21 protein-coding genes and 2 pseudogenes are annotated in these 26,728 nt (G+C 76.4%); 10 read left to right on the top strand and 13 right to left on the bottom strand.

Features of this window, described 5'->3' with window-relative positions; translation table 11 throughout:
• Positions 1–7: 7 nt before the first annotated feature.
• A complete protein-coding gene (locus tag GEV43_RS08455; protein ID WP_160820194.1) occupies positions 8–805 on the bottom strand; it encodes a cytochrome c biogenesis CcdA family protein in 798 nt (265 codons plus the stop codon).
• Entirely contained in the window at positions 802–1,590 is a 789-nt protein-coding gene (locus tag GEV43_RS08450; RefSeq protein WP_160820193.1) for a DsbA family protein, read from the bottom strand. The genes GEV43_RS08455 and GEV43_RS08450 overlap by 4 nt, the downstream gene beginning before the upstream one ends.
• Before the next feature lie 102 nt (positions 1,591–1,692).
• Here GEV43_RS08450 and GEV43_RS49755 point away from each other — a divergent pair, with 102 nt between their 5' ends.
• The 5 genes and pseudogenes from GEV43_RS49755 to GEV43_RS54690 all read left to right on the top strand — a co-directional run bounded on the left by GEV43_RS49755 (position 1,693) and on the right by GEV43_RS54690 (position 7,141).
• Positions 1,693–2,577, top strand: coding sequence for an aminodeoxychorismate/anthranilate synthase component II (locus GEV43_RS49755; protein WP_160820192.1), 885 nt, complete (start codon positions 1,693–1,695; stop codon positions 2,575–2,577).
• Positions 2,487–3,865 (top strand): annotated as a pseudogene (gene pabB, locus GEV43_RS49750) (aminodeoxychorismate synthase component I). The gene GEV43_RS49755 and the pseudogene pabB overlap by 91 nt, the downstream one beginning before the upstream one ends.
• An 86-nt stretch (positions 3,866–3,951) precedes the next feature.
• Positions 3,952–5,391, top strand: a complete 1,440-nt coding sequence (locus GEV43_RS08435) for an acyltransferase (RefSeq protein WP_160820191.1) — start codon at positions 3,952–3,954, stop codon at positions 5,389–5,391.
• A gap of 368 nt (positions 5,392–5,759) precedes the next feature.
• A pseudogene (locus tag GEV43_RS55915) lies at positions 5,760–6,404 on the top strand (amidase); the annotation flags it as partial.
• Positions 6,405–6,520: 116 nt separating this feature from the next.
• Entirely contained in the window at positions 6,521–7,141 is a 621-nt protein-coding gene (locus tag GEV43_RS54690) for an amidase family protein (protein ID WP_206681094.1), read from the top strand.
• On the opposite strand, the gene GEV43_RS08420 is transcribed toward GEV43_RS54690, so the two are convergent.
• The 7 genes from GEV43_RS08420 to GEV43_RS08390 form a co-directional block, all read right to left on the bottom strand.
• Positions 7,128–8,738, bottom strand: coding sequence for a toprim domain-containing protein (locus tag GEV43_RS08420; RefSeq protein WP_160820188.1), 1,611 nt, complete (start codon positions 8,736–8,738; stop codon positions 7,128–7,130). The genes GEV43_RS54690 and GEV43_RS08420 overlap by 14 nt on opposite strands.
• A 55-nt stretch (positions 8,739–8,793) precedes the next feature.
• Positions 8,794–11,574 carry an AAA family ATPase gene (locus GEV43_RS08415; RefSeq protein WP_160820187.1) on the bottom strand — a complete coding sequence of 927 codons (2,781 nt, stop codon included), beginning with the start codon at positions 11,572–11,574 and terminating at the stop codon, positions 8,794–8,796.
• Positions 11,575–11,697: 123 nt separating this feature from the next.
• The gene (locus GEV43_RS08410; RefSeq protein ID WP_160820186.1) at positions 11,698–13,425 is read right to left on the bottom strand and encodes a serine/threonine-protein kinase; all 1,728 of its coding nucleotides are present in this window, start codon (positions 13,423–13,425) and stop codon (positions 11,698–11,700) included.
• Positions 13,422–14,234: a DUF3558 family protein gene (locus GEV43_RS08405; RefSeq protein WP_160824396.1), complete on the bottom strand. Its 813-nt coding sequence runs from the start codon at positions 14,232–14,234 to the stop codon at positions 13,422–13,424. The genes GEV43_RS08410 and GEV43_RS08405 overlap by 4 nt, the downstream gene beginning before the upstream one ends.
• Positions 14,234–15,031 (bottom strand): serine/threonine-protein kinase, encoded by a 798-nt coding sequence (locus GEV43_RS49735; protein WP_241682832.1) that lies wholly within the window; start codon positions 15,029–15,031, stop codon positions 14,234–14,236. Before GEV43_RS49735 ends, GEV43_RS08405 begins: the two co-directional genes overlap by 1 nt.
• Positions 15,032–15,102: 71 nt before the next feature.
• Positions 15,103–16,080 carry a serine hydrolase gene (locus tag GEV43_RS08395; protein ID WP_160820185.1) on the bottom strand — a complete coding sequence of 326 codons (978 nt, stop codon included), beginning with the start codon at positions 16,078–16,080 and terminating at the stop codon, positions 15,103–15,105.
• Positions 16,077–17,039 carry a LysR family transcriptional regulator gene (locus GEV43_RS08390; RefSeq protein WP_160820184.1) on the bottom strand — a complete coding sequence of 321 codons (963 nt, stop codon included), beginning with the start codon at positions 17,037–17,039 and terminating at the stop codon, positions 16,077–16,079. The genes GEV43_RS08395 and GEV43_RS08390 overlap by 4 nt, the downstream gene beginning before the upstream one ends.
• Positions 17,040–17,145: 106 nt before the next feature.
• Between GEV43_RS08390 and GEV43_RS08385 the strand changes: the two genes are divergently transcribed.
• Positions 17,146–18,798 carry a penicillin-binding transpeptidase domain-containing protein gene (locus tag GEV43_RS08385; RefSeq protein ID WP_160820183.1) on the top strand — a complete coding sequence of 551 codons (1,653 nt, stop codon included), beginning with the start codon at positions 17,146–17,148 and terminating at the stop codon, positions 18,796–18,798.
• Here GEV43_RS08385 and GEV43_RS08380 read toward each other — a convergent pair.
• Positions 18,696–20,144, bottom strand: coding sequence for an MFS transporter (locus tag GEV43_RS08380; RefSeq protein WP_160820182.1), 1,449 nt, complete (start codon positions 20,142–20,144; stop codon positions 18,696–18,698). The genes GEV43_RS08385 and GEV43_RS08380 overlap by 103 nt on opposite strands.
• Positions 20,131–21,099 carry a class A beta-lactamase gene (gene bla, locus GEV43_RS08375; RefSeq protein ID WP_160820181.1) on the bottom strand — a complete coding sequence of 323 codons (969 nt, stop codon included), beginning with the start codon at positions 21,097–21,099 and terminating at the stop codon, positions 20,131–20,133. Before bla ends, GEV43_RS08380 begins: the two co-directional genes overlap by 14 nt.
• A gap of 198 nt (positions 21,100–21,297) precedes the next feature.
• Here bla and GEV43_RS08370 point away from each other — a divergent pair, with 198 nt between their 5' ends.
• Positions 21,298–21,870 carry a DinB family protein gene (locus tag GEV43_RS08370; protein WP_160820180.1) on the top strand — a complete coding sequence of 191 codons (573 nt, stop codon included), beginning with the start codon at positions 21,298–21,300 and terminating at the stop codon, positions 21,868–21,870.
• A 57-nt stretch (positions 21,871–21,927) separates the two neighbouring features.
• On the opposite strand, the gene GEV43_RS08365 is transcribed toward GEV43_RS08370, so the two are convergent.
• The gene (locus tag GEV43_RS08365; RefSeq protein ID WP_160820179.1) at positions 21,928–22,974 is read right to left on the bottom strand and encodes a magnesium transporter CorA family protein; all 1,047 of its coding nucleotides are present in this window, start codon (positions 22,972–22,974) and stop codon (positions 21,928–21,930) included.
• 61 nt (positions 22,975–23,035) lie between these two features.
• On the bottom strand, positions 23,036–24,079 hold the full coding sequence (locus GEV43_RS53690; RefSeq protein WP_309239531.1) for a LacI family DNA-binding transcriptional regulator: 1,044 nt from the start codon (positions 24,077–24,079) through the stop codon (positions 23,036–23,038).
• Between the two features lie 223 nt (positions 24,080–24,302).
• On the opposite strand from GEV43_RS53690, the gene GEV43_RS08355 reads away from it, so the two are divergent.
• The 3 genes from GEV43_RS08355 to GEV43_RS08345 all read left to right on the top strand — a co-directional run bounded on the left by GEV43_RS08355 (position 24,303) and on the right by GEV43_RS08345 (position 26,727).
• The gene (locus tag GEV43_RS08355) at positions 24,303–25,493 is read left to right on the top strand and encodes an MFS transporter (protein WP_160820178.1); all 1,191 of its coding nucleotides are present in this window, start codon (positions 24,303–24,305) and stop codon (positions 25,491–25,493) included.
• Between the two features lie 79 nt (positions 25,494–25,572).
• Positions 25,573–25,941, top strand: coding sequence for a hypothetical protein (locus GEV43_RS08350; protein WP_160820177.1), 369 nt, complete (start codon positions 25,573–25,575; stop codon positions 25,939–25,941).
• A gap of 99 nt (positions 25,942–26,040) precedes the next feature.
• Positions 26,041–26,727, top strand: a complete 687-nt coding sequence (locus GEV43_RS08345) for a DUF305 domain-containing protein (protein WP_206681092.1) — start codon at positions 26,041–26,043, stop codon at positions 26,725–26,727.
• Position 26,728 lies beyond the last annotated feature (1 nt).

Below are 26,728 nucleotides of genomic sequence, written 5' to 3'. Positions count from 1 at the left end.
GGCGGGGTCAGCGCCGGCGCAGCCGCAGGAACGTGACGGCCGCCACGACGGCGGCCAGCACCGCGATCACGAGCAGGTCCGGCACGTCCGCGCCGGTCGCGAGGTCGTTCAGCGCGCGCGTCCAGGACGGCGGGGGAGCCGGCACCGCCGACAGGGTCGTCCCGCCGGACGCGAGGAACAGCGCGCCGAGCGCGACGAAGACCGCCCCCGACGCCAGCGTCGTCGTGTGCAGGCGCAGCGGCCCGGCGCGGAAGCCCCGGCCGCGCAGCCAGCGGCGGCGCCCGAGGTCGTAGCGGTCCCAGAGCGCGGCCAGCACGAACAGCGGCGCGGTCATCCCCGCCGCGTAGACGGCGAGGAGCAGCCCGCCGCGCAGCTCCTGCCCGGACGCGGCGGCGACCGTCAGCACCGCGCCGAGGATCGGCCCGGTGCAGAACCCGGTCAGCCCCGACAGCGCGCCCAGCACGACCACGGCGGGCCACCCGTCGCCGCGCACCCGCCCGGCCAGCCTCGGCACGGGTGAGAACCCGCCGCCGAGGAGCTGGAGCAGCCCGAACCCGATCAGCAGCGCCCCGGCGGCGGTCCCGAGCGCTTGCTGGTGCCCGAAGACCAGCCGCCCGGCCGCCGCCGCGCCCGTCCCGAGCGGCACCATCACCGCCGCGAGACCGGCGTAGAACAGGCCGGTGCGGGCGAGCAGCGCGCCCCGGCCGCCCAGCCCGTACGCGAAGAACGCCGGGAGCAGCAGCGCCCCGCACGGGCTCAGCAGCGAGAACAGCCCGCCGAGGAACGCCCCGAGGTAGCCGGTCAACGCTCCCGCCGGGCCTGCTCGATCCGCTTCACGAACGCCTTGAGCGGCTGGTCGCCGAAGAACGGGATGCCGTTGATCAGGAACGCCGGGGTGCCGGGCACGCCGAGCCGCTGCCCGAACCCGTAGTCGCCCTCGACCGCCTCGCGCAGCGCCGGATCGCGCCGGTCGGCGTCGTACCGCGCGAGGTCCAGGCCCAGCCGCTTGGCGATGCCGCGCAGGTAGGCGTCGGTGAGGCGGCCGGAGCGCTCCGGGAACTGGTGCGCGTACAGCGCGTCGTGGAACTGCCAGAACCTGCCCTGCCGCCCCGCCGCCCGCGCCGCGACCGCCGAACGGGTGGACTCCTTGCCCGCCCACGGGAAGTCGCGCCAGATGAACTGCGCGACGCCGCCGTCCACGTAGCGGCGGACGAGCTCGGGCTTCGTGCGGCGCGCGAACGTCCCGCAGCTCGGGCACTGGTAGTCGCCGAACTCCACGATCGTGACCGCGGCCCGGTCCGACCCCTGCCGCAGCGTCGCGTCGATCGGCGGCGGCGTCGGGCCCGCGATCGTCGGCCCCGCGCCGGGCGACGGCCTGGACGGCGCCACGACCTCCCCGTCCGGGTCGTCCGACCCGCCGTCGCCGGACGCGGCGGCTCCGGACGCCCCGGCCGCGCCCGTCCGGCCCGGTCCCGTCCCGCCGTCGCGGCCGGTGAGCGTCCCCGCGACCAGCAGCGCGAGGACGAGGGCCGCCACCGCCGCCGCCGCGATGATCCGGCCCCGTGCGCCGTCGACCGGCCCCACCCGCATCCGTCCGCCCTCCCGCGATCCGACGTCCCCACGAGGGTAGGGCGGCCGGGCGCCCGCGCGGGCCGCGTAATCTTGAACGCCTCGGGTGGGAGGGGGCAGGCCATGCGCACGTTGCTCGTCGACAACCACGACTCGTTCACCTACAACCTCTTCCACCAGCTCGCGGCCGCCAACGGCCGCCCGCCCGTCGTGATCGTCAACGACCGTCCCGGCGGCCTCGCGGCCCGCGACCTCAACGCCTTCGACAACGTGGTGCTGTCGCCCGGCCCCGGCACCCCGCGCGACGCCCGCGACTTCGGGATCTGCCGCACCGTCCTGGAGACCGCCGAGATCCCGCTGCTCGGCGTCTGCCTCGGGCACCAGGGGCTCGCCCTCGCGTACGGGGCCGACGTCGTGCCCGCCCCGGAGCCGTGGCACGGCCGCGTGTCGCCGGTCGAGCACGACGGGACGGACCTGTTCGCCGGGCTCCCGACGCCGCTGCGGGCCGTCCGCTACCACTCGCTGATGGTGTCGGGCGTGCCGGACGACCTGGAGGTGACGGCCCGCACGCCGGACGGCGTCGTCATGGCCCTGCGGCACCGCACGCGCCCGCGCTGGGGCGTGCAGTTCCACCCCGAGTCGATCTGCACCGAGCAGGGCCACCGCCTGGTCCGCAACTTCCGCGACCTCACCGCCGCCCGCGCGCCCCGCCGGCGCGCCGTGCTCCGCGCGCCCGAGCCCGCGTCCGCCCTCCCCGCCGGTTCGGCGCGGCCCGCGCCGCCCGTACGGCCCGTTCCCCCGCTCTCTCGCACGGGCTCGCGCTCGCCGGGGCCGACGCGGACGTGCCGTACCCCCGCCGCGAGCGGACCGCATACCGGCTGCACGCCGAGCCGCTCCGCCTGCCGCTGTCGGACGAGGTGGTGTTCGAGGAGCTGTTCGGCCGCTCGGAGCACGCGTTCTGGCTCGACAGCAGCCGCCGCGACGACGGGCACGGCCGGTTCTCGATGATGGGCGACGCGTCCGGGCCGCTCGCGCGGACCGCCACCGCCGACGTCGCGCGCGGCGTCGTCACCGTCCGCGAGGCCGCCACCGGACGCACCGAGGAGGTCGCGAGCGGGTTCTTCGACTGGCTGCGCGACGACCTCGGCGCGATGGCCCTGGCCGAGCCCCGGCCCGGCCTGCCGTTCGACTTCACGCCCGGCTGGGCCGGCTACCTCGGGTACGAGCTGAAGGCGGAGTGCGGCGGGGCCGCCGCGCACCGCTCGCCCGACCCCGACGCCGCGATGGTCTTCGCCGACCGGGCCGTCGTCTTCGACCACCTCACCGGCACGGTCCACCTCCTCGCGCTGTCCCGCCCCGGGCTGGAGGGCGCGGCGCGCGGCTGGATCGAGGGCACCGCCCGCCGCCTGCGGCCCCTCGCGCACCGCGCCCCGGCCCCGCCGCCCGAGATCGACACCGGCGGCGCCGTCCTCACGGCGCGGCACGGGCACGACCGCTACCTCGGCCTGATCGGCGACTGCCGCGGCGCGATCGAACGCGGCGAGAGCTACGAGCTGTGCCTGAGCAACGCCCTGGAGGCGCGCGCCGACCTCGACCCGTGGGACGCGTACCGGCGGCTGCGCCGGGCCAGCCCCGCCCCGCACGCCGCGCTGCTGCGGATCGGCCCGCTCTCGGTGCTCAGCACGTCCCCCGAACGGTTCGTCCGCGTGACCGCGGACGGCGAGGTGGAGTCCCGCCCGATCAAGGGGACCCGGCCGCGCGGCCGTACCGGCGCCGAGGACGAGATCCTGCGCAAGGACCTGCTCACCAGCGAGAAGGACCGCGCCGAGAACCTCATGATCGTGGACCTGGTCCGCAACGACCTCGGCCGCACCGCCGAGGTCGGGTCCGTGCGGGTGCACCGGCTGTTCGACGTGGAGACGTACGCGAGCGTCCACCAGCTCGTCAGCACGGTCCGGGCGCGGCTGCGCGCGGGCGTGCCGCCGGTGGAGTGCGTGCGCGCCGCGTTCCCCGGCGGGTCGATGACCGGGGCGCCGAAACCGCGCACCATGGAGATCCTGGACGGCCTGGAGGGCGCGCCGCGCGGCGTGTTCTCCGGCGCGATCGGCTACTTCTCGCCGTCGGGGCCGTGGACCTGAGCATCGTCATCCGCACCGCCGTGATCACGCCGGGCCGGGTCCGCTACGGCGTCGGCGGCGCGATCGTCGCCCTGTCCGACCCGGACGCGGAGTACGAGGAGCTCGTTGTCAAGTCCGCGCCGCTGCTCGGTTTGCTCGGGACGGATTTCCCGAGGTAGCGGACGCGCCGTGTCAGAAGCCGGCAACACCGCATTCAGGAAGTGTTCAGCCGCGCTGGAGGGTGCGCGGAGTTTCAGCCCCTACGGTGGCTTGGAATGCCTGCCAGCTCTCCGCTCCCACGAGCCACGCACGCCATCGCCGCTCCGGCCGCGCCCGCCGCCGGACCGGCCGCCCCGCCGACGCGCCGGCTCCCGCCGCCGGACGCCGGCGAAGACTCGACTGGCTCGACGCCCTGCGCGGGATCGCCGCGCTCGTCGTGGTCTTCGAGCACTCGCTGGACGTGCTGTTCCCCGAGGTCCGCCGCACCGCGAGTCCCTGGTTCGACTTCGGCCGGTACGGCGTCTTCGTGTTCTTCCTGGTCAGCGGCTATATCGTCCCGGCGTCGCTGGAGCGGCGGCGCAGCGTCCGCGAGTTCTGGATCGGCCGGATGTTCCGGCTCTACCCGCCGTGGGCGCTCGCCGGCGCGATCGGCCTCGCGGCCGGGGCCGCCGGGGTGGCGTGGGCGCCGCCGGACGGCCTCGCCGAGCATCCCGCGCGGGCGGCGTTCGCGCACCTGACGATGCTCCAGGACCTGCTCGGCGTCCCGAACGTCGTCAACGTCTTCTGGACGCTGTCGTACGAGATGGTCTTCTACCTGCTGGTCACGGCGCTGTTCGTCGCCGGGGTGCGGGGGAACGGCGCGGGCGCCGGGACCTCGCTCGGGTTCGCGGCGGGCGCCGCCGCCATCGGGTTCGCGCTGCCGACCGGACTGGTCAGCGGGCACTGGCCCGGCTACACGGTGGTCGTCGGCGTCGCGGCGATGGCCGGGGGCCTGCTCGCGGTGATGAGCCGCAGGGCCGGCCTGCGGCGGGGCGGCGCGTGCACGCTCGCCGCCCTCGCGCTCGGGCTGCTCGTCCTCAACAACCGGATCGGCGCGATGGAGAGCCTGGCGATCGTCGGGACGATGTTCGCGGGCGCCGGCGTCTACGCCGTCCAGCACCGGCGGGTGGCGCGCGGCCCCGCCGTCGCGATGCTCGCGCTGGCGTCCGCGGTGACGCTCGCGGCGGGCGTGCACGGCCTGCTGGACGGCCAGCGCCCGGAACGCGCGAACCCGCCGTCGTGGGGCTGGGTCGTCGCGCTCGGCGCGGCGTGGCTGACGTTCCTCGCCGGGCTCGCGCTGCGCGACCGGCGGTTCCCGCGCGCGCTGACCTGGCTCGGGGTGATCAGCTACTCGGTCTACCTGCTGCATCCGCCGATCGTCCAGGTGATCTGGCGGCTGTCGCGCGAGCCGGGGCACATGGTGCCGGTCGAACGGGCCGCCTGGGCGCTGCTGCTGCTCGCCTGCGTGCTGGTCGCGGCGGCCGTCTCGCACCGGTACGTCGAGCTGCCGATGCAGGGCCTCGGACGGCGCCTCACCCGCTCCGTCCGCGCCGCGGGCGCCTCCGCGCCCGAACCCGAACCCGTCCCGCCGCCGGACTCGGATCGCGTCCCGGCCGGTGAACGCCTCGCGGCTCCCGCCCCGTCCGGGGCGGCGGTCTCGCCCTGACGCGCTCCGGGGGGGGACGAGGGGGTCACGGCGGACGGTGCGCGCCATCAACCGCCCGCCGTGACCCCGTCCCCCCGCCCGTCGGTGGATCTGTCACCGGTCTCGGAGGCGGATGCCCGACGGCGTCCGCCTCGCCCCCCTCGGGCCGGTGCGAGCGACGTCTCCACAGGGTGCGACGACGCTATTCACGTACCGGCTCGTAGGTTCACCCCTTCGCCCCCGCCGTCGATGAACGGCCCCAGCGACGCGACGAACGGCCCCGCCCGCGCCCCGGAGCTTGACGGACGATCTTCCCGTGGACCATCCTCCCGAACAGGGAAAAGGCTCCCGAACAGGCATAAAGCACGAGATGGGGAGCGGGGGCGGGCATGGACGGGTACTTCGCGGGCCGGGGACTCGCGGGGCTGGCACGCGGTCTCCGCGCTGGGACCGTGACCGCCGCGGAACTGGCGCGCCGTTCGCTGGAGTCGATCGAGGCGCTCGACCCGGGCCTGAACGCGTTCGTCACCGTGGACGCCGAGGGCGCGACGGCCGCCGCCCGCCGCGCCGACGAGGAACTGGCCGCCGGGCACGACCGCGGGCCGCTCCACGGCGTCCCGGTCGCCGTCAAGGACCTGATCGACGTCGCGGGCCTGCCCACCGGCTGCGGCTCCGCCCACTTCGCCGGGCACGTGGCGCGGGAGGACGCGGTGTGCGTGCGCCGCCTCCGCGAGGCCGGGGCGGTGATCGTGGGGAAGGCGGCCACGCACGAGTTCGCCATGGGCACGACCGGGGACGTCACCGTGCACGGGCCCGTCCGCAACCCGCACGACCCGGACCGGATCGCCGGAGGGTCCAGCGCGGGCAGCGCGGCGGCGGTCGCGGCGGGCATGGTGCCGTACGCGCTCGGCACCGACACCGGCGGTTCGGTCCGCATCCCCGCCGCGCACTGCGGGATCGCCGGGTTCAAGCCCGCCTACGGCGCCATCCCCACGGGCGGCGTCTTCCCGCTGTCGGAGTCCCTCGACCACGTCGGCGTGCTCGCGTCCACCGCCGCCGAGTGCCGTACGGTCTACCGCGTCCTCACCGGCGCCCCCGCCGGAGCCGCCGGCGCCCCGCCGGAGTCGCCGGTGGCGCGGACGGGCCGCGCGTGGCGTGGATCGAGCCGTGGGAGGTCGATCCGGAGGTGGGACGCGTCGCCCGCGCGCCGTTCGCGGACGCCCCGGTCGAGCACCTGGACCTGGAGGCGGTCCGCGACGTGTACGCGAAGATCCAGCCGTCGGAGGCGTACGGCGCCCACGCCGAACGGGTCGCGAGCGCGCCCGAGCTCTTCCAGCCCGAGATCCTCGAAGGGCTGCACGCGTCGGCCCGCATCCCGGCCTGGCGGTTCCTGCGGGCGACGCGCGACCGCGCCGAGTTCGGCCGCCGCGTGGACGGGCTGCTGGCCCGCCACGACGTGCTCGCCCTCCCCACGACCTCCATCGCGCCGACGCCGATCGGCGAGCGCGAGCACGCGTTCGGGTACGTCCCCGCCGTCCTGATGGGCCTCACCTGCCCGTGGAACCTGGCCGGCCTGCCCGCGCTGAGCGTCCCGGCGGGCACGGTCGGCGGCACGGTCGGCGGCACGGCGGACGGCGCGGGCGGGCTGCCGGTCGGGGTCCAGCTCGTGACGCGGGCCGGCGCCGAGGACCTCCTTTTCGAGGTCGCCGAACGGGTGGTCGAACGGCTCGCGGCGGGTGTGCGGGTTCGGGGGGTCGCTACGGCGGGCTGACGGCGTCCAGGAGCGCGTCGGTGACGGTGGCGGGGCCGACGCCGGTCCGGGCGGCGACCCGTACGACCTGCCGCGCCGCCTCGTGCGGGCGGCCGCCCGCGATCACCGACGCGGCGGAACGGATCGCGGCGAGGCGTTCCTCCGGGGTGGCGAGTCCGCCGCCCGAGCGGCGCACGGCGGCGTCCACGACGGCGTCGATCAGCGGCTCCCGGGCCCGCAGCGCGTCGCGCACCGCGTCCCGGCCGCCCGCGCGCAGCGCGTCGGCGGGATCGGAGCCGGGCGGGAACCGTACGGCGTCGACCGGCCCGCGCACGCCCGCGAGGACCTCCCACACCCGCAGCGCCGCCGACAGGCCCGCCGCGTCGCCGTCGAGCGCGACGAGGACGCCGGTCCGGTCGAGGTCGGCGGCGCCGCGCAGCGCGGCGAGCTGGCCCGGTGTGAACGCCGCGCCGCACGTCGCGACGGCGGCGAGGTCGCGGGGCGCGGCCATGGCGACCGCGATCGCGTCGAGCGGGCCCTCCACCAGGACCGGGCGGGCGCCCCCGGCGAGCCGTTCCCGGGCCTCGTGCAGGCCGTAGAGCAGCTCGCCCTTGTGGAACAGCTCGGTGTCGGGGCCGTTGAGGTACTTCGGGGCGTCCGCGCCGTCCGGCGCCCGCCCGATGAAGCCCGCGATCCCGCCCTCCGCCGTCCGGATCGCGAACATCGCGCGGTCGCGGAACGTGTCGTACGGCCGCCCGCGCCGCGCCGGGCGGGCCAGCCCGGCGGCGACGATCTCCTCGTCGCCGTACCCGGCGGCCCGCAGGTGGTCGGTGAGCGCGTGCGGTCCGGGCGGCGCGTACCCGATCCGCCAGCGCCGCTGCACGCCCGGCGTGAAGCCGCGCCCGGCCAGGTACGCGGGGACCCATCCGCCGTCCAGCCTGCCCCGGAACCACCGGTGCGCGGCGACGAGCAGGCCGTCGGCGGCGGACGCGCGCTCGTGCACGGTCCGCGCGAGCCGCAGGACGCGGTCGCCGAACCGAGGCCCCGCCCACGGCGCGCCCCCGCCCGTCCCCGGATCGGGGGACGGCCCGTGCGGCGGGACGAGCCCGAAGCGCGCGAGCACGAGGAACGCCACCGACTCCGCCTCGACGGGATCCCCGCTGCCCAGCCGGAACGCGATCGACCGCGCGATCCGCCAGACGTCCCGCGTGCCGCCGACCGGGCCGGGCTCGCCCGAACCCGCGCCGAGCCGGGCGGCGAGGGACGCGAGCCGTCCGGCCACCTCCTCCGGGTCGGCGGGCGGCGGGGAACGGAGCGGCAGGCCCTCGGTCTGCTCCACGTCGAACACGGCGCGGACCCGGCCGCGCCGCCGCGCCAGGATCCGGATGCCCGTCTCGCCCTTGCGGACCTGCCGTCCGGCCGCGCGCCACTCCTCGTACGACCGCACGTCCGTCGCGGCCCGCCACTGCGCCGCGATCAGCAGCGTGTTGGTGTACCCGTACCGGCCGTGGCGCGCGGCGCGCTCAAGCCACCAGGACCAGGGCAGCGTGCCGTCGCGCAGCCGGGCCGTCTCTTGCTCGGCGATGCCGCGCAGGACGCCCTCGTCGGAAATGGACACAGTCGGCCTCCATGACCGGGGAAGCCGATCTGGTCATACCCGGTCCCGGACGGCTTCAGAGGTACAGGCCGTACAGCTCCTCGGGGTGGTCGAGGAGCGGCGGGAGGTCCTCGCTGGTGAGGGTGACGAGGTCGTCCCTGCTGGGACGCATCGGCTCGATGGCGTCGTCGGCCGCCGCCTTCCCGGCCTTCCCCGCGCCGCCCTTCGCGCCCTTGCCGTCCGGGCCGTCCTTCGCCTTGCCCGCCCTGGCGGCCCGCAGGTCGGCGGACGCGACGCGTTCGGCCTGGTTGGCGACCGCGACGTCGAGCAGGTTGCGCATCAGCCGGCCGTTGCCGAACGACGGGCCGCGGGGAGCGCGGCGCAGCATCGCCCGCAGGTCGTCCGACGTGCCGGGCGCGAGCCGGAACCCGTCGGCGGACGCGAGCTGCTCGAACACCGCGATCAGCTCGTCGTCGGTGTAGTCGGGGAAGTGCAGCTGCTTCGGGAACCGCGAGTCGAGCCCCGGGTTCGCGGCGAGGAACTCCGCCATCTCCTGCTGGTACCCGGCGACGATCACCACGAGGTCGTCGCGGTGGTCCTCCATCAGCTTGACCAGCTCGGCGATGGCCTCGTGGCCGTAGTCGCCCTTCAGCGGCGACTGCGTCAGCGTGTACGCCTCGTCGATGAACAGCACGCCGCCGATGGCGCGCTCCACCAGGCGGCGGGTGCGGGGCGCGGTCTGCCCGATGTACTCGCCGACCAGGTGCGCGCGGGACGCCTCGACCAGGTGCCCGGACGACAGCACGCCGAGCTTCTTGTAGATCCGGCCGAGCAGCCGCGCCACCATCGTCTTGCCCGTGCCGGGGTTGCCGGTGAACACCATGTGCCGGGTCGGCGCGGTGATCCGCAGCCCGGACTCGCTGCGCAGCCGCGCCGCGCGGGTCCCGGCGACCAGCAGCGCGATCTCGTGCTTGATCGTGTCGAGGCCGGTCAGCTCGCGCAGCTCGGCGAGCGGGTTGCCGGCCGCCTGCGCGGTGTCGAGCGCGGCCGGGACGTCCTGCTTGCGGATCACGAGCGGCCCGCCGGGCTCGCCGCCGTCCGCGCCGCCCGATCCGGCGCGGGCGCGGGCCGCCTCGACGACCTGCTCGGCGAGCTGCGGCGCGAGCCGCGCGTTGCGCAGCGTCTGGACCGGCGGCGTCACGGCGAGCAGCTCTCCGGCCGCCGCGAGGGCGTGCCGGGTCGCGCGGGCGCCGCGCCGTTCCACCGCCCGGCGGAACAGCTCGGCGTGGCCCTCGGCGGTGAACGGACGGGTCCGCGCGAGCCGGAACCGCTGCGGCAGCACCGGGTTGACCTCCCGGATCCGCTCGTCGCCGCCCGCGTCGCACAGCGCCACCACGTGCAGCTCGGGGTGGACGGCGAGCAGCCGGTGCAGCTCGCCCGCCAGGGCCTCGCCGTTGCCGGGGTCGGCGACGATCGCGTCCAGCCCCTCGATGATCAGCAGCCGGTCGCCGGCGCAGTCGCGGGCGTCGGCGTGCAGCTTGGCGACGGCGTCCGACAGCCGCTGCCCGGAGAACAGGTTGTCGGTCACCCACAGCGGGTCCCGGCCGAGCGACAGCGCCTTCGCCAGCTCCTGCGCGGCGTCGCGCTTGCCGGTGCCGTCCGGCCCGGCGAGCAGCAGCCGGACGGGCTCGGCGCTCCGGGTGAGCTCCTCCAGGACGGCCGTGACCTCCGGCTGCCCGACCAGCTCGGTCGCGAGGTCGGGGCGCGCGGCGGGCGCGGTCTCGGCCGCCGCCGTCCGCAGCGTCGCGGCGAGCGGGTTCACGACCCGGCGGCGCGGCGCGTACAGGCGGCGCAGGTCCGTCTGGAACTGGCCGACCGGGATCCACTCCGGCTTCGGGAACCACGGGTCGCCCGGCAGCCCCTGGACGATCGCGACGAACCGCATGGCCATGTCCAGCCACGCCCGGCACGCGTCGGCGCCGCCGGACACGAGCGCCCGCACCAGCCACGACCGGGTCTGCTCCTGCCAGGCGCCCGCCTTGAACCCGCGCCGCTCGCCGGGCAGCCGCTGCTGGAGGTCGCGGTAGCGGTCCTCGCCGAGCGCCGCCGCCAGCTCCGCCGGAACGTGTTCCAGGCTGCCCTGGAGCAGGAGCTGGACGAGGTGCGCCTCGACCGTCTCGTCCCTCGGGGCCAGCGCGGCCAGGTGCTCGTACGCGGCGAGCAGGCCCGAGCACACCCACTCCAGGTAGCCGACCGGGCCGAGCAGCTCGGGGACGGCCGCGACGATCTCCTCGCCGGCGTGCGCGTGCCAGTGCTCGCGCAGCTCCATCTTGGGCAGGTTCACGTCGAGCGCGGGCGGCGAGTCGTACAGCCGCAGCAGCGCCCTGCGGCGCCGTTCGAGCGGCTCGATGCCCTCCAGCGCGACCAGGCAGTCGCGGGCCAGCTCGATCGCCAGCTCGCGGTCGGGCGCCTCGATCAGCCAGTCCACCGGGGGCCGCCACCGGCCGCCGGGCGCGTCCCAGCGGGTCATCCGGGTGCTGAGCGGGCCGGGGTTGACCAGGTGCTCGTGCAGGAGCCGCTCGGGGAGCTGCGACCACGACCCCGCCTTGATCGCCCCGCCGCCCGGCAGGAACGCCAGCATGCCGAAGATCTCGGCGGTGACCAGGGACGCGGGCAGCGTCAGCAGCTTGTGCTCGTCGGTGGTCAGCTCCGCGCACCGCGGATCCCGGGCGAGCGCGTCGATCCGTTCGGCGATCTCCTCGAACCGCCCGTCCGGCACGCGCCACGGGCCGTGCGCGTAGACGTCGAGGACCGGCTCGTCGGTGAGCAGTAGCTCGAGATGCTCCGGCAGCCGCAACACGTTCTCCCAAGAGTGGCCCAAAAGTGATCAATAACCGGGGTAACAGCCTACGTTTCCCGGCGCCGTGTGATGTGTGCCTCCGCCCGACCCGTCCCCTCTCCCGGAACGCCTCCGGGCCCGTCAGCTCCGTTCGAGCGCCGCCCGCACCCACTGCGCGGCCTTCAGCGCGCCGTCGCTCATCCGGGCGCCCTGGCCGCGCCGCTCGGTCCGCAGCTCGACCTCCGCGACGAGGTTGCCGATCCGCAGGTGGACGGTCGCCGAAGGCTTGCCCGCACGGCGTTCGTGGAGGAACGCCTCGTCCCCGAGGCCCGGCAGATCGCGGAACGACTCGTCCGGATCGGGGGCCGTCCCGACGGGCATCGCGGTCTTGCGCGCCTCCGCGAAACGGCCGTGCGCGAGGGCGGACGGGTCCGTTCCGGGGGCGGCCGGGTTCGCGGAGAGCGTGACGGTCAGGGTGTCGGTGGTGGGCGCGCCGGGCTTGGAGACGCCTCCGCCCTGCCACACACATCCCGTGCGCGACAGGCCCTTGCCGTCGTCGCCGGGGTCGGAGCGGAGCTGCTCGGCGTGCGGGACGATCCGCGCCGCCCGTTCCACGCTGATGAACCCGCACGGCGACGGCGCGGACGCGAACCGCGCCGTCCCCGAGGCCGCCCGCGAGGACGATGCGGACGGCCGGCCCTGCCCCGTACGGGCCGCGCCGCCGCCCTTGCCCGTGCCGTCCTCGCCGCCGTCCCCGCCGTCCGGCCAGGCCAGCACCACCGCGACGACCGCCGCCACGGCCGCGACGGCGGCGCCCGCGGCCAGCGGCCGGCGGCGCCGAACCCGCGCGGGCCGCGCCGGGCCGGTCGAACCCGCGCGCCCGTACGGACCGGGCGGCCCCGGAGGCACGGTCGAGGGCCCGGACGGCGCGGGGGTGGACGACGGCGGCGGGGCGGGCGACGGGGCCTGGGGAGGCGGGGAGACCGGCGCGGGCCTGCCCGCCACGACGGCGCGCAGCGCCCGCTCGGCGCCGGACGCGTTCAGCCGCGCGGCGGGGTCCTTCGCCAGCAGCGCCATGATCGCCGGGGCGAGCGGCCCGGCGCGGCGCGGCGGCGCGGGGTCCTGGGTGAGGACGGCGCTCAGGGTGCCCATCAGCGTCTGCCTCGCGAACGGCACCCGGCCCTCCACCAGCGCGTACAGCGTCACGCCGAGGGACCACAGGTCCGACTCGGGGCCGCCGCCGTCGTGCCGGACCCGTTCGGGCGCCATGTACGCGGGCGACCCGACAAGCGCGCCCGTCTCGGTCAGCGTCACGTCCCCCTCCAGGGACGCGATCCCGAAGTCGGTGAGGATCGCGCGGCCGTCGTCGCGCAGGAAGACGTTCGCGGGCTTGACGTCGCGGTGCAGGATGCCGCGCCGGTGGGCGGCGGTCAGCGCGGCGAGCACCTGCGCGCCGATCCGCGCCGCCCGGTCCGGGGCGAGCGGGCCGTCCTCCTCCAGCACGGCGTCCAGCGAACGGCCGGGCAGCAGGTCCATGACGATGCACGGGCGGCCCTCGTCCATGACGACGTCGTGCACCGTCACGATCGACTCGTGCCGCAGCATGGCCGCCGCGCGCGCCTCGCGCATCGCCCGCGCCGCCGCGTGCTCGCGGCCCTCCGGCCCGAGATGCTCGGGCAGCAGCAGTTCCTTGACCGCGACGGCGCGGCCGAGCTCCTCGTCGCGGCCCCGCCACACGACGCCCATTCCGCCCTGCCCGAGCTTGCGCTCCAGCCGGTACCGGCCCGCCAGCACGCGAGCGCCCGGCGCGCCGTCCCTGGACGCGCGGCCGCCGGGCGCGCCGTCCCCGGGCGCGTCGTCCCCCGTCACGGCCGCGCCGCCAGCCGCGCGGCGACCGAGCGGGCGGCCCGCATCGCGCCCTCGGGGGACGCGGCCCCGCGCCGGTAGACGTACTCGACCTCCACCACGGTCGTCCTCACACGGAACACCACATGCGCCTTGTCCATCGGCTCGGAGAGCCCGACGCTCTCGTAGGAGAACGCCTCGTCACCGAGGCCGCGCACCGTCCGCGCGCCCGTCTTCCGGGCCTCCACGCGGTCGACGTTGATCTCCGTCCAGCCCCAGAAGTTCTGCCCGGACGGCTTGGACCGCGCGTTCCGCCAGCGCTGGAACGTGCCGTGCGCCTCGGTCGCCGAACCCGCCGCCGGGTTGCCCGCCTGCGCGCTGAGGTCGGTGACGTTCACGCCGCGGTGGTCGACCGTCCAGCCGCAGCCGACGTTCTTGTCCGGCGTCTTGCGCGGCGTCCCGTCCCCGAGGAGCCGCGCGACCTCCCGCTCGCCGAGCAGCCCGCACGGCTCGGCCAGCCCGCCCGCCGGAGCGGCCGTGGACGGCGCGGCCGACGGCGACCGCGACGGCGTCCCCGCGCTCGGCGACGGGCTCCCGGAAGGCGAGTCGGACGCGCCCGCGCGCTTCTCGCCGGGCGAGGTGACGAACGACACGACGACGATGGCCGCGAACAGCGCCACGATCGCCGCGCCGGCGGCCACGGGCACCCAGACCCGCCGCCGCGACGGAACGGGACCCGCCGCGGGCGGCGCGGGCCGCGCGGGCGGCGCGGGCGGCGCGGGCGGCGCGGGCGGCGGCACGGGGACGGACAGGCCGGACGGCCGCCCGTACATCACGTTCTCCAGCTCGCGCCGGACGGTCGCGGCCGGGAGCCGTTCGGCCGGGTCCTTGGCCAGCATCCCCCACAGCAGCGGCGCGAGCGGCCCGGCGTTGCGCGGCGCGGGCGGGTCCTCGGTGAGGACGGCCCCGAGGGTCTCCATCGGCCCGGACCGCTCGAACGGGGCGCGCCCTCGGCCGCCGTGTAGAGGGTCGCGCCGAGCGACCACAGGTCCGATCCGGGACCGGCGGGCTCCTCGCGCAGCCGTTCGGGCGCCATGTAGCCGGGGGAGCCGACGAGCGCCCCGGTCCTGGTCAGCGACGTGTCGGCCTCGATGCTCGCGATGCCGAAGTCGGTCAGGTAGACCAGCCCGTCCGCGAGCAGCACGTTGCCCGGCTTGACGTCGCGGTGCAGGACGCCCCGGGCGTGCGCGGCCTCCAGCGCGTCCAGCAGCCGCAGGCCGACCGTGGCGACCCACTTCGGGTGCGACGGGCCGTTCTCCCGGATCAGCGCCCCGAGCGAGCGGCCCTCGATCAGCTCCATCACGATCCACGGGCGGCCGTCCTCGACCACCACGTCGTGCACGGTGACGACGCCCGGGTGGTCGATCAGCGCCGCCGCGCGGGCCTCGCGGCGGGCCCGCTCGCCCGCGACGCGGCGCTCCTCGGCGGACAGGCCCTCGGGCAGCAGGACCTCCTTCACCGCGACGTCGCGGCGCAGCGTCTCGTCCACGGCCGTCCAGACGGTGCCCATGCCGCCCCGGCCGATCCGTTCGACCAGGCGGTACCGCCCTCCGACCACCCGTTCGGTCATCGCCGCGTCCCTCCCAACGTCACGCAGGAGGGTATTGGGTCATGTCGGGCGAAGTGTCCGCGGCGCCGCCGTCACCTCGGCCGGCCGGGGGCGCGCAGCGCCTCCACCGCCATCCGCGCGGACGTCCCGATCACGGCGTCGGCCCGGGGGAGCGCGGCGATCGGCAGCGACGAGCGGGTGAACACCGCCACCGCGTACCGTCCCCCATCGGGGTACTCGACCACGCCGACCTCGTTGCGGACCGTGAGCAGGGTGCCCGTCTTGCCGCTGACCAGCACGTCGTCGAACGGGAACCCGGAGGACAGCCGGTGCGGCCACACCTGGAGCCCGAACAGCCGCCGCATCGCCGCGCAGCCGTCCGGCGGCGCGGCCTCGTCCCGCCACACCAGGCCGAGCAGCCGGGTCATCTCGCGCGGCGTGCTGCGGCTCGTCCGGGCCGGGTCCAGGCCGCGCAGCCGCCCGAGCACCCCGGGCTCGTCCAGCCGCGCCCACAGCTCGGCGAAGCTGTCCACGCCGCCGTCGGAGAGCATCGCGTCGTACAGGTCCCGCCCGCCGCCGTCCACGTACGTGCGCGGCAGGCCGAGCCGCGCCGCGGTCTCGTTGACCGCGGCGAGCCCGACCCGGTCGAGCAGGACGTCCGCCGCCGCGTTGTCGCTCACCGTGATCATCAGGCAGGCGAGGTCGCGCAGCGACATCCGCACCTCGTCCAGCAGCGCCGAGATCCCGGTCGGCCCGGCGCTGCGGTCCTCGGGCCGCACCGTGACCGCCTCGGTCGGGTCCAGCAGCCCCGCCGCCGCCTGCCGGTGGAACGCCACGAGCAGCGGCACCTTGAACACCGACGCCAGCACCACCGGCTCGTCGGGGCGCACGCCGATCTCGCGCCCGGTGTCGATGTCGGCCGCGTGCAGGTGGCCGGTCACCCCGGCGGCGCGGAACGCCGCCTCGATCCGCGCCGTCACCTCGCCGCCCGCCCCGGCGCGGGCTCCGGTCCCGCCACCGGTCGCGCCACCGGTCCCGGCGCGGGCCGTCCGGCCGTCGCGCGCGCTCATGCCAGGAACCCGGAGGCGGGGCGCGCGACGACGCGGCGGGCCGGGGCCTCGCCGACGGCGACCATCCCGGCCTCGGTACGCAGCACGGCCGTGGCGACGGCGGTGAAGTCGGCGACGGCGCGCTCGCGGTCGGGCTCGGCCCCGCGCCGCCACGCGGTGGACGTGCGCCAGGTCAGCGGGTCGCCGAGCAGGGGCCGCCAGACCGCCGCCGCGCCGTCCTCCGCGCGCGGCGCGAGCGCCACCGCCGTGCCCGCGAGGACGAGCCCGAGCGCGAACTGCGGGTGCCTCGCCTCGTGCACGGCGGGCGGCTCGTACCCGTGGCGGCGGCAGGTGGCGAGCAGCTCGTCGTACGTGCCGGGCGCCTCCTCCCTCGGGAACGCGACCAGGTCGTGCCCGGCGAGGTCGGCCAGGTGCACCTCGGGGGACGCGGCGAGCGGCGAGTCCGCGGGCAGCAGCACGCCGACCGGCTGCCCGAGCATCGGCCCGAGGTCCAGGTCGCGCGAGTCGCACGGATGCCGGACGACCCCGACGTCGAGGGCGCCCTCGGCGAGCGCCCGCACCTGCTCGGCCGTGCCGATCTCGCGCAGGTCGAGCCGCAGGTCGGGGCGGCGGGCCCGGAACGCGGCGATCAGCGCCGCGACCACGGCGCCGCCGAGGTCGGCGGGCAGCCCGGCGCGCACGGCGCCGGTCTCGCCGAGCCGCGCCCGGTCGGCGAGGGAGTACACGCGGTCCACCCGGGCGAGGATGTCACGCGCCTCGTCGAGCAGCAGCCGCCCCGGGGCGGTCAGCTCGACCCTGCGGCTCGACCGGTCGAACAGCCGCACTCCGAGCTCCTTCTCCAGCCGCTGGATCCGCTGGCTGAGCGGGGGCTGGGCCATGCCGAGCCGTTCCGCCGCGCGGCCGAAGTGCAGCTCCTCGGCGACCGCGACGAAGCAGGTCAGATGGCCCACAAGGTTCACGAACAGTGATGATAGCTGTCCGAATATCGTTTTGACACCGATATCTATCTTGGACATTCGGACGTCCGGATGGTGTCCTTGCGGGTCAGAACGGAAAGGAGTCCAGATGCGCCGATCCCGTGTGATCATCGCGGCGGCCGTGGTGGCCGCCGTCGCGCTCGTGGGGGCGGGAGCGGTGTGGATCCTGCGCGGCGACGACGGCCCGGGGGACACCGGCCGCCGCTTCCTCGCCGCCTGGTCCCGCGGCGACGCCGCCGCCATGCGCGCCCTGACCGCCGACCCGCCCGCCGACTTCGAGGCCCGCGTGAAGCGGATGCGCGACGACCTCGGCGTCACCGGCGGGCGGTACGAGACGGCCTCGGTGGGCCGCCCGAAGGGCGACGAGGCGGGCGGCGCGTACCGCGCCCGGCTGGTCCTGTCCGGAGGCCGCGCCTGGTCGTACGACGGCATGATGCCGTTCACCAAGCAGGACGGGAAGTGGCGGGTGAAGTGGTCGCCGCAACTGCTGCACCCCTCGCTCCAGGAGGGGCAGCGGCTGAAGGCCGCCCGCACCTGGCCGTCGCGCGCCGCCGTCCGCGACGCGAAGGGCGGCGACCTGAGCGGTTCGCCGTCCGGGTCCGTCCAGCAGCTCGTCGGCCCGGCCGGCCCCGCGTCCGCCGAGGCCGCGAAGAAGCTCGGCCCGCCCTACCGGACGGGCGACACCGTCGGACTGGAGGGCCTGCAACGCCAGTACGAGAAGCGGCTCGCCGGGACCCCGGCGCTCGCGGTGCAGGTCGTCGGGGCCGACGGCAAGCCCGTCAAGACGCTCCAGCGCTTCGGCGGCAAGGACGGCACGCCGCTGAGCACCACGATCGACCCGAAGGTCCAGCGCGCCGCGGGGGAGGCGCTCGCGGACGTGGACAAGCCCGCCTCGCTCGTCGCGGTCCGCGCGTCCACCGGCGAGATCCTGGCCGCCGCCAACAAGCCCGGCGGCTACAACCGGGCGCTGATGGGCCGCTACCCGCCCGGCTCGACGTTCAAGGTCGTCACCGCCGCGGCGCTCGTCGCGGGCGGCATGGACCCCCGCACGCCGGTCGGCTGCCCGGCCACCACCAGCATCGGCGGCCGGACGTTCAAGAACTCCGAGTACGAGAAGTTCGGGACGGTCCCGCTGCGGGAGGCGTTCGCGCACTCGTGCAACACCACCTTCGCGCGGCTCGCCGTGGACAAGCTGGGGGAGAAGCGGCTCGCGCAGGTCGCGGCGCAGTTCGGGTTCAACGCGCCGGTCATCGCGGGGCTGCCCGCCGTCCGGGCCGCGTTCCCCGACGCCAAGGACGACACCGCGCTCGCGTCCGCCGCGTTCGGGCAGGGCGAGGTGCTGACCAGCCCGCTCAACATGGCGAGCGTGGCAGCGGCCGCCGCCGGAGGCACCTGGCGGTCGCCGCGCCTGGTGGACGCCTCGCTCGCCTCGCAGGCCGCCGACGCGGGCGGGCGCGAGCCCGAGCCGCCGCACAGGCTGGAGCCCGCGGTCGAGCGCGCCCTGCACAGCCTGATGCCCGCCGTGGTCAGCGAGGGCACCGCGTCCAAGGTCGACTTCCCGTCCGGGACGGCCGGGAAGACGGGCACCGCGGAGTTCGGGTCGGGCAAGGAGCCGCCGACGCACGCGTGGTTCATCGGCTACCGCGGCGACCTCGCCTTCGCGGTGATCGTCGAGGGCGGCGGCACCGGGGCCGGGGCGGCGGCGCCGATCGCCGCGTCGTTCCTGAAGGGGGCCGCCTGAGCCGGACGGGCCGCCCGGCCCTTCCGGTCCTTCACGGCGCAGGCCGCCGCGGACGCGAACGACAGGAGCGCGAGACCCGCGAGCGCGGCGGCCCCGCCCCCGGGCCCGGACTGGAACAGCCGCCCGACCGCCAGCCCCCCGCCGAACGAGACGATCCCGGCCAGGAACGCGCGCACGCCGAAGTACGCGCCGGACCGGCCGGGCGGGGCGTGCCGGACGAGCTGCTGGAACACCGACGGCATCAGCAGGCCCATCCCGATCCCGCTGAGCAGCGCCGCCGCCAGCAGGCCCGCGAGCGGCGGCGCGCCGCTCGCGCCGAGCGGGATCAGCGCGGCGTACGAGCCGCCCGCGACCAGGAACCCGGCCGGGACGACGCCGTCCCGCGCGGCGCGGTCGCGGGCGGCGCACCACGGCTGGATCAGGGCCGCGACCACGCCCGCCACGCACAGGAACAGGGTCGTCCCGCCCGAGCCGGCGCCGCGGAGCGGGACGACGGTCGTGGCCTGTTCGGACAGCAGCGGCCCCGCGCAGGTGGCGGCGGTGAACCGCAGGAACGCCGCGTCCCGCACCGCGTCGCGCACGCCGTCCGCCACCTCGCGCGCGGCGGCCCGGCCCCCGTGCGCGCGCGTCCCGCCGGACGCGCCGTTCGCCTGCGCGGCCGGTGCGCCGTCCAGCAGCAGGAACAGCGCCGCGGCGATCGCCCACGCGACCGCCGCGCCGCCCGCCAGCAACGCGAAACGCCCGTCCGGCGCAGCGAGCACGCCGAACGGGCCGAACACGTCCCCGTCCCCTCCGCCGCCACTGCCACCGCCGCCGCCGTCCAGCGCGAACGCGCCCGCCACGACCGCCAGGCCGATCGGCGGCGCCGCCACCATCGCGAGCTGGCCGGTGAACGCGTACGCCGCGTACCCGCGGGCCCGCACGGCGGGCGACGTCCCCGCGAGCAGCGACTGCGCGACCGGATGGAAGAACGCGCCCCCGGCGCCGAGCAGCACGCTCGCGGCGAGCAGTGCCGGGACGCCGCCCGCGACGGCGAGCACCGCGAACCCGGCCGCCCGCAGCGCGCACGCGAGCACGCCCCCGCGCGGCCCCCCGATCGCGTCGACCAGGGCGCCGAACGGGAGCAGCAGCGCGTACTGCACCAGCAGCCGGGCGCCGAGCACGAACCCGATCGTCCCCGCGAGCAGGCCCACGTCGTCCCGCAGATGCGCGACGACGTGGGCCATCACCGCGTAGAAGCCGAGCGACGCGGTGAGCTGGACGCCGACGACGACCCCGATGACCCGGCGGTCCCCGGCCCCCGCGCGCGGCGGCCGGGCCGGCGCCGCGGCGTCAGCGGACGGCACCGAGCCCGCGGGCCAGGATCGTCGCCGTCCGCGCCACCACGGCGTCGTCGGCCTCGCCGTCCGCCGCCCGGCGGTTGGTGTAGATCGCGAGGACGATCGGCGCGCCGCCCGACGGCGGCCAGGCCACCGCGATGTCGTTGGCCGTCCCGTACGTCCCGCCGGTGCCGGTCTTGTCGCCGACCGTCCAGCCCTTCGGCAGCCCGGCGCGGATGCGCTTGTCGCCGGTCGTGTTGCCCTTCAGCCAGCCGATCAGCCGCGCGCGGTCCGGCGCGGGCACGGAGCGGCCGAGCGTGACCTCCGACAGGTCGCGGCCGACGGCGGCGGGCGTGGTCGTGTCGTGCTTCTGGCCGGGCTTCCACGGGTTCAGTTCGGGCTCGAAGTGGTCCAGCCGCGAGACCGGGTCCTTCAGGGAACGCAGGTAGCGGGTCAGCCCCGCCGGGCCGCCGATCTGCTCCAGCAGCAGGTTGCCCGCGGTGTTGTCGCTGTACTCGACCGCCGCGGCGCAGACCTCGGCGACCGTGAGGCCGTCCTCGACGTGCTTCTCGGTGATGGGCGAGTAGTCCAGCACGTCCGCGCGCGTCCAGTGGAGCCGCCGGTCCATCAGCCCGGGATCGGAGGTGCGGGCCTTGCGCAGGACGGCCGCCGCCGCCATCGACTTGAACGTGGACGCGAACCCGAACCGCTCGTCCGCGCGGTGCGAGACGACCCGCCCGGTGCCCGTGTCGACGGCGTACGCGCCGATACGGCCCTTGTAGGACGCCTCCAGCCGGCGCAGCTCGCGCTGGACGGCGGCGCCGTCGACGGTGGCCGAGACCGAGGCGACCTTCGACGCGCCGTTCTTCTGCTCGGCGGGCGAGGTTCCGGCGCCGCAGCCGGCGGACCCGAACAGGACGGCGCCGGCGAGGGCGGCCGTCCCGAGGAGCTTCCAGGAAGTCGGTCGAGAGGGTTGGCGCATAGCGCAGAGAAGACCAGACGCGCAGGCCCGATGTCCAATACAGATATAGCGCCTGGTTCGATACTCATAAGCGTATATATGCTGAACACTCCCTCGGCCTGGCGGAAAAGTGTCGGAGCCTGATGGGAGGATCGGAACGTCCCGGGCCGCCCGGGACCCGTTGGAGATCCAGAGCGTTCCAGACCAGAGGATGTGCCCATGCCCGGAAACGTTCGGCCGGTGGCCGACGAGCGCGACGGACTGCTCTCCTTCCTCGCCCAGCAGCGGCACGTGGTCCGCGTCGCCGCGCACGGCCTCACCGACGACCAGGCCCGTTCCCCCGCCTCCGTGAGCGCGCTGACGGTCGGCGGGATCATCAAGCACCTCGGCCGGGTCGAGGAGGTCTGGTGCAGCCTCGTCGACACCGGCGAGTACATCAACACCCCTGAGAGGCTCCAGGAGGGGCACGTGCTCAGGGAGGACGAGACGCTCCAGGGCGCGCTCGACGCCTACGCCCGCGCCGCCGAGCGCACCGACGAGGTCGTCGCGGAGGTCTCCGACCTCGGCCGGCCGGTGCCGATCCCGCGCGGCGTCCCCTGGTTCCCGCAGGACGAGGAGGCGTGGTCGGTGCGGTGGGTCCTGCTGCACCTCATCCAGGAGACCGCCCGGCACGCGGGCCACGCCGACATCATCCGCGAGAGCATCGACGGCGCGAGCGCGTTCCCGCTGATGGCCGCCGTCGAGGGCTGGCCCGAAACGAGCTGGATGAAGCCCTGGACCCCCAAAGCCTGAACGGCGCCACGCCCGGTCGCGTCCCTTGAACGGCGTCAGAGCCAGTCGTGAACCGCGTCAGAGCCAGTCGCGGGCCTTGAACACGAAGTACAGGCCGACGCTGCACACGATCAGCAGCGTCGTGCTGACGTAGAAGCCGACGGCCTGGTCCGAGCCGGGGTACGGCACGTTCTGCCCGTAGAAGCCGGTGACGGCCGTCGGCACCGCGATGATCGCGGCCCAGCTCGTCACCTTCTTCATCACCTCGTTCAGCCGGTTGCCCTGGAGCGCGATGCGCGTGTCGAGGAGGTTCGCGACCAGGTCGCGCAGCCCGTCGGTCCACTCGCTGACCCGCAGCGTGTGGTCGTACACGTCCTGGAAGTACGGCATCAGCGACGCGTGCACGAAGCGCAGGTCGCGCCGCATCAGCGTGTTGAGGATCTCGCGCATCGGCAGCGACACGCGCCGCAGCGACACCAGGTTCTTGCGGAGGCGGAAGCTGCGCCGCTGGATGTCCTTCACCGGGAACGCGTCGTCGAAGATCAGCTCCTCCAGCGCGTCCGCCTCGTCGTCCAGCCCCTGCACGGCGGTGAGCTGCCGGTCCACCACCAGGTCCAGCAGCCCGTACAGCAGCAGCGGCGTCATCGGCTCGTCCGGGTCGGCGCGGTCGAGGTCGGGGCTGTCGTCCCACCGGGAGACCAGCTCGTCCACGTCGAACCCGGCGTCCTGCCGCACGGTCACCAGCGCCCGCTCGGTCACGAACGCCGAGATCTCGTGCAGCGACATCTCGGCGTCGTCGCCGACCTCGGGACTGTAGAGGTTGAGGAAGGCGTACTCGCTGTAGCGGTCGAGCTTGGCGCGCTCGTGCGAGGACACCGCGTCCTCCATCGCCACCGGGTCCAGCCCGAGCTCCTCGCTGACCACGCGGAGATCGTCCTCGTCGGGCGCGCACAGGTCGAGCCAGACCGTCACGCCGGGCCGGGCGAGCTGGTCGCTGATCTCCGCGACCGGGAAGCCCTCCGCCTCGACCTTGCCGTTGCGCCACACCCTGGTCCGGGGCGGCAGGACGCCGATGCGGTTGTCCGGATGGGCGTCGGGGTCGGTCTCGGACGAGGCTTGTCCCATGGGCCCCGTTATACCCGGATCAGGCGCGTCGCGCGCGGGATCGGGCGCGTCGCGCGCGGGGTCATGGGCGCGCCGCGCGCGGGGGAGCGGTCGAGCCGCGCACGACCAGCCGTCCGGGCAGCGAGCACGCCGGGGGCCGCTCGCCGTCCAGCACCGCGAGCAGCGCCGCCATGCCCTCGGCCCCGAGCTCCTCCGCCGGGAGCCCCACCGTGGTCAGCTCGGGTTCGAGCGCGGTCGCGAGCAGCACGTCGTCCATGCCCGTCACCGACAGGTCGCGCGGGACGTCCAGCCCCCGCGCCCGCGCCGCCTTGTACGCCCCGGCGGCGATCAGGTCGTCGTCGCACACCAGCGCGGTCGGCGGCTCCGGGCCGTCCAGCAGCCGCCCCGCGGCCTCCCGCGCCGCGCCCGCCTCGATCGCCGTCTCCGTCCGGACGAGCGTCCCGCCGGGCAGCGCCTCGACGGACGCGGCGAGCGCGCCGCCCCGGGCGCGGAACGTCCACGCGTCCACCGCCGACGCCACGTGCCCGATCCTGCGGTGCCCGAGCGCGGCCAGATGCGCGGCGATCGCCCGCGCCCCGCCCGCGACGTCGAACACGACGGTCGGCGCGGCCCCCGCCGGGTCGCTGTCGAGCATCACCGCGGGCGTCCCCGGGAACCCGCGCAGCGCCTCCTCCGCCATGGACATGGCGAGGATGCCGTCCACCGCCTCCCGCGCCCCGCCGAACAGCCCGTTCGCCCCGTCGCCTTCCCCGCCGCGCTCCGCGTCCGCCGCCTCACGCCCTCCGTCGGGCGAACCGCCCGCCCCGTCCCCCCGCGCCGCCTCGGGCCACGGATAGACCACGACGCCGAACCCGTTGCGCGCCGCGATCCGCGCCACGCCCGTGTAGACCGGCCCGAAGAACGGGTTGTCGAGCGTGGGGACGATCAGCATCACGGTACGGGTCGTCCCGAGCCGCAGATTGCGCGCCGCGACGTTGAGCCGGTAGCCGAGCCGCTCAGCCGCCTCCCGCACGCCCCGCGCCGTCGCGGGCGACACCCGCCCCCGCCACTTCCCACCGAGGACGAGCGAGACCGTCGACTGCGAGACCCCCGCCGCCTGCGCCACGTCCCGACTGGTCGGCCGCCCCGCTCCCCGCGCGACCCCCGCCGCCCGCGACGACCCGGCTCCCCCGCCGCCCGCGACGCGCCCGGCTCCTGCGACGGCCCGGCCGCCCGCGGCACGTCCCTGCTGGTCGGACGGCTCGTCGCCGGCACTGTCCCTCCCCAGGTCGCGATCGCGTTCGGCTCCAGGGTAGAGCGGAGGCGCCCTGGGGTGGTACGTATGACTGATGCGCGCCTACGTCGACTTCCTCCGGGTGCCGTACGCCGCGCGGCTGCTCGGCGGCACCCTGCTCGGACGGCTGCCGAACGGGATGGCGATGCTCGCCGTCGTCCTGCACGTGCGCGCGTCCGGCGGCGGCTACCCGCTCGCCGGGACCCTCGCGGCGGTCCTCGGCCTCGCGACGGCGGCGGGGCAGCCCGTCCTCGGCCGCGCGATGGACCGGTTCGGGCAGTCCCGCGTGCTCTTGCCCTCCGCCTGCGCGTCGGCCGCCGGCCTCTGCGTCCTCGCCTGGGTCGGCGTGCGCCCGCTGCCGGTCGCGGTCGCCGCCGTGGTCGTCGCCGGGTTCGGCACGCCGCCGCTCGAAGCGGGCCTGCGGGCCCTGTGGACCGCCGTGCTCCCCGGCCCCGGCGAGGTCCAGGCCGCGTACGCGCTGGACGCCGCCTCGCAGGAGCTGCTGTTCACCGTCGGCCCCCTCATCGTGGTCGCCGCCGCGGCGGTGTCCACCGAGACCGCCCTCGTCCTCACCGGCGCGCTCGGCATCGCCGGGACCCTCGTCGTCGCCGCGTCCCGCCCGTCCCGCGAATGGCGCGGGGAGCCGCGCGCCGCCGACTGGGCGGGCCCGCTGCGCTCGCCCGGCCTGCGCGTCCTGCTCGCCGCGCTCGCCTGCGCCGGGGTCGCGCTCGGCGTGTACGCGGTCGCCGTCGTCGCCTACGCCGAACGCCTCGGCGAGGACTACGCCTCCGGCCTGCTCCTCGCGGCGAACGCGGGCGGCGCCCTCGCCGGCGGCGTCGCGTACGGCGCCCGCCGCTGGCCCGGCGAACCGCACGGCCGCCTGCCCTGGCTGGTCGCCGCGCTCGCCGCGTTCTACCTGCCGCTCGCCTGGGCGCCCCGCCTCGCGGTCATGCTGGTGCTCGCGTTCCTCAGCGGGATCTTCCTCGCGCCCGCCCTGGCCTGCTCGTTCTCCCTGGTCGACCGGCTCGCCCCGAGCGGGACGGTCACCGAGGCGTTCGCCTGGATCGTCGCCGCGGTCGGCGCGGGCAGCTCCCTCGGCTCCGCCGTGGCGGGCTTCGGGCAGGACGTCGCGGGCGTCCCCGGCGCCTTCGCGGGCGCGGGGGCGGGCGGCGTCCTCGCGCTGGCGCTCGTCCTCGCGGGCGCTCGAACCCTGCGCCCCGCGCGCGCCGGTACAGTGGCGGCATGAACGGCCGGGGGTATCGCGCGGCGCCCTGCTGGCGCTGCTCGGCCTCGGCCTGCTCGCCGGCCTGTTCCTCATGCACGGCGTGACGGCCACCCCCTCGCCCCTTCACGTCTCCGAACCCGTCCTCACCACCCCGTCCTCCGGCTCGCCCGCCCCGCCGCACCACGCCGCCATGCCGGAGCACGCCACCGCACGGATGGACGATCCGCCCGCGCGCGGCTTCCGGATGGGCGGGCCCGCGGGGATGGGCATGGACATGGCCGGGTGCATCGCGGGCGCGGTCTGCTTCGCGCTGCTCACCCTCGCCGCGCTGGCGCTCGCCGCGCTCGCCGGGCGCGCCCTGGACCCGCCGTCCCCCCTCGCGGGGACCTCGTCCGTACGGCTCCGCCGCCGCGGCCCGCCCCGCGCCAGACCTCCCAGCGTCTACCGGCTCTCCGTGCTGCGGCTGTGACAGGCCCCGGCGAGCCCGGCGCCGCCGCGTTCCGACGCGCGCGCCGGTCTCGTCCGCGTGCCCGACCACGAACGAGACCACAGCGCAGGAGACACGAACGTGAAGACCAAGCTCATGGCGATCACCGCCGCCGTCCTGATCGGCGCCGCGGCGTGCGGAGGCGGCGACGGAGACGGCGCCGCGTCCGGCGGCGAGCACGGCACCGGCCACCCGACGGGCTCGCCCGCCTCACCGGGGGCCGCGCAGGGCGCCCACAACGCGCAGGACGTGGCGTTCGCCCGAATGATGATCCCGCACCACCGGCAGGCCGTCCGGATGTCGAAGGTCGTCCTCGCCGGTTCCGGCGACGCCCGGGTGAGGACGCTCGCCGGGCAGATCGAGAAGGCCCAGGCCCCCGAGATCCGGACCATGACGGGATGGCTCAAGCGGTGGGGCGCCGAGGCCCCGCCCGAGAACGGCGGCGACATGCCCGGCATGAACCACGGCGGCGGCGACATGCCGGGCATGGACCACGGCTCCGGCCCGAGCCAGGGAACGGGCTCCGGCGGCGACATGCCCGGCATGATGTCGGGCAAGGAGATGGCGGCGTTCGGTGAGCTCAAGGGCGCCGAACTCGACCGCGGGTTCCTGACCATGATGATCGCGCACCACGAGGGCGCGGTCACCATGGCCCGGCAGGAGCAGGCGAAGGGCGCCTACGGTCCCGCCAAGAGCCTCGCCGACGCGATCGTCCGTACGCAGCAGGCCGAGATCGCGCAGATGAGGACCCTGCTGAAGAAGCGGTGAC

The organism is Actinomadura sp. J1-007, from assembly GCF_009793335.1.
Taxonomy (GTDB): Bacteria; Actinomycetota; Actinomycetes; order Streptosporangiales; family Streptosporangiaceae; genus Spirillospora; species Spirillospora yumaensis.
This window is presented reverse-complemented; position numbering and strand designations above follow the sequence as displayed.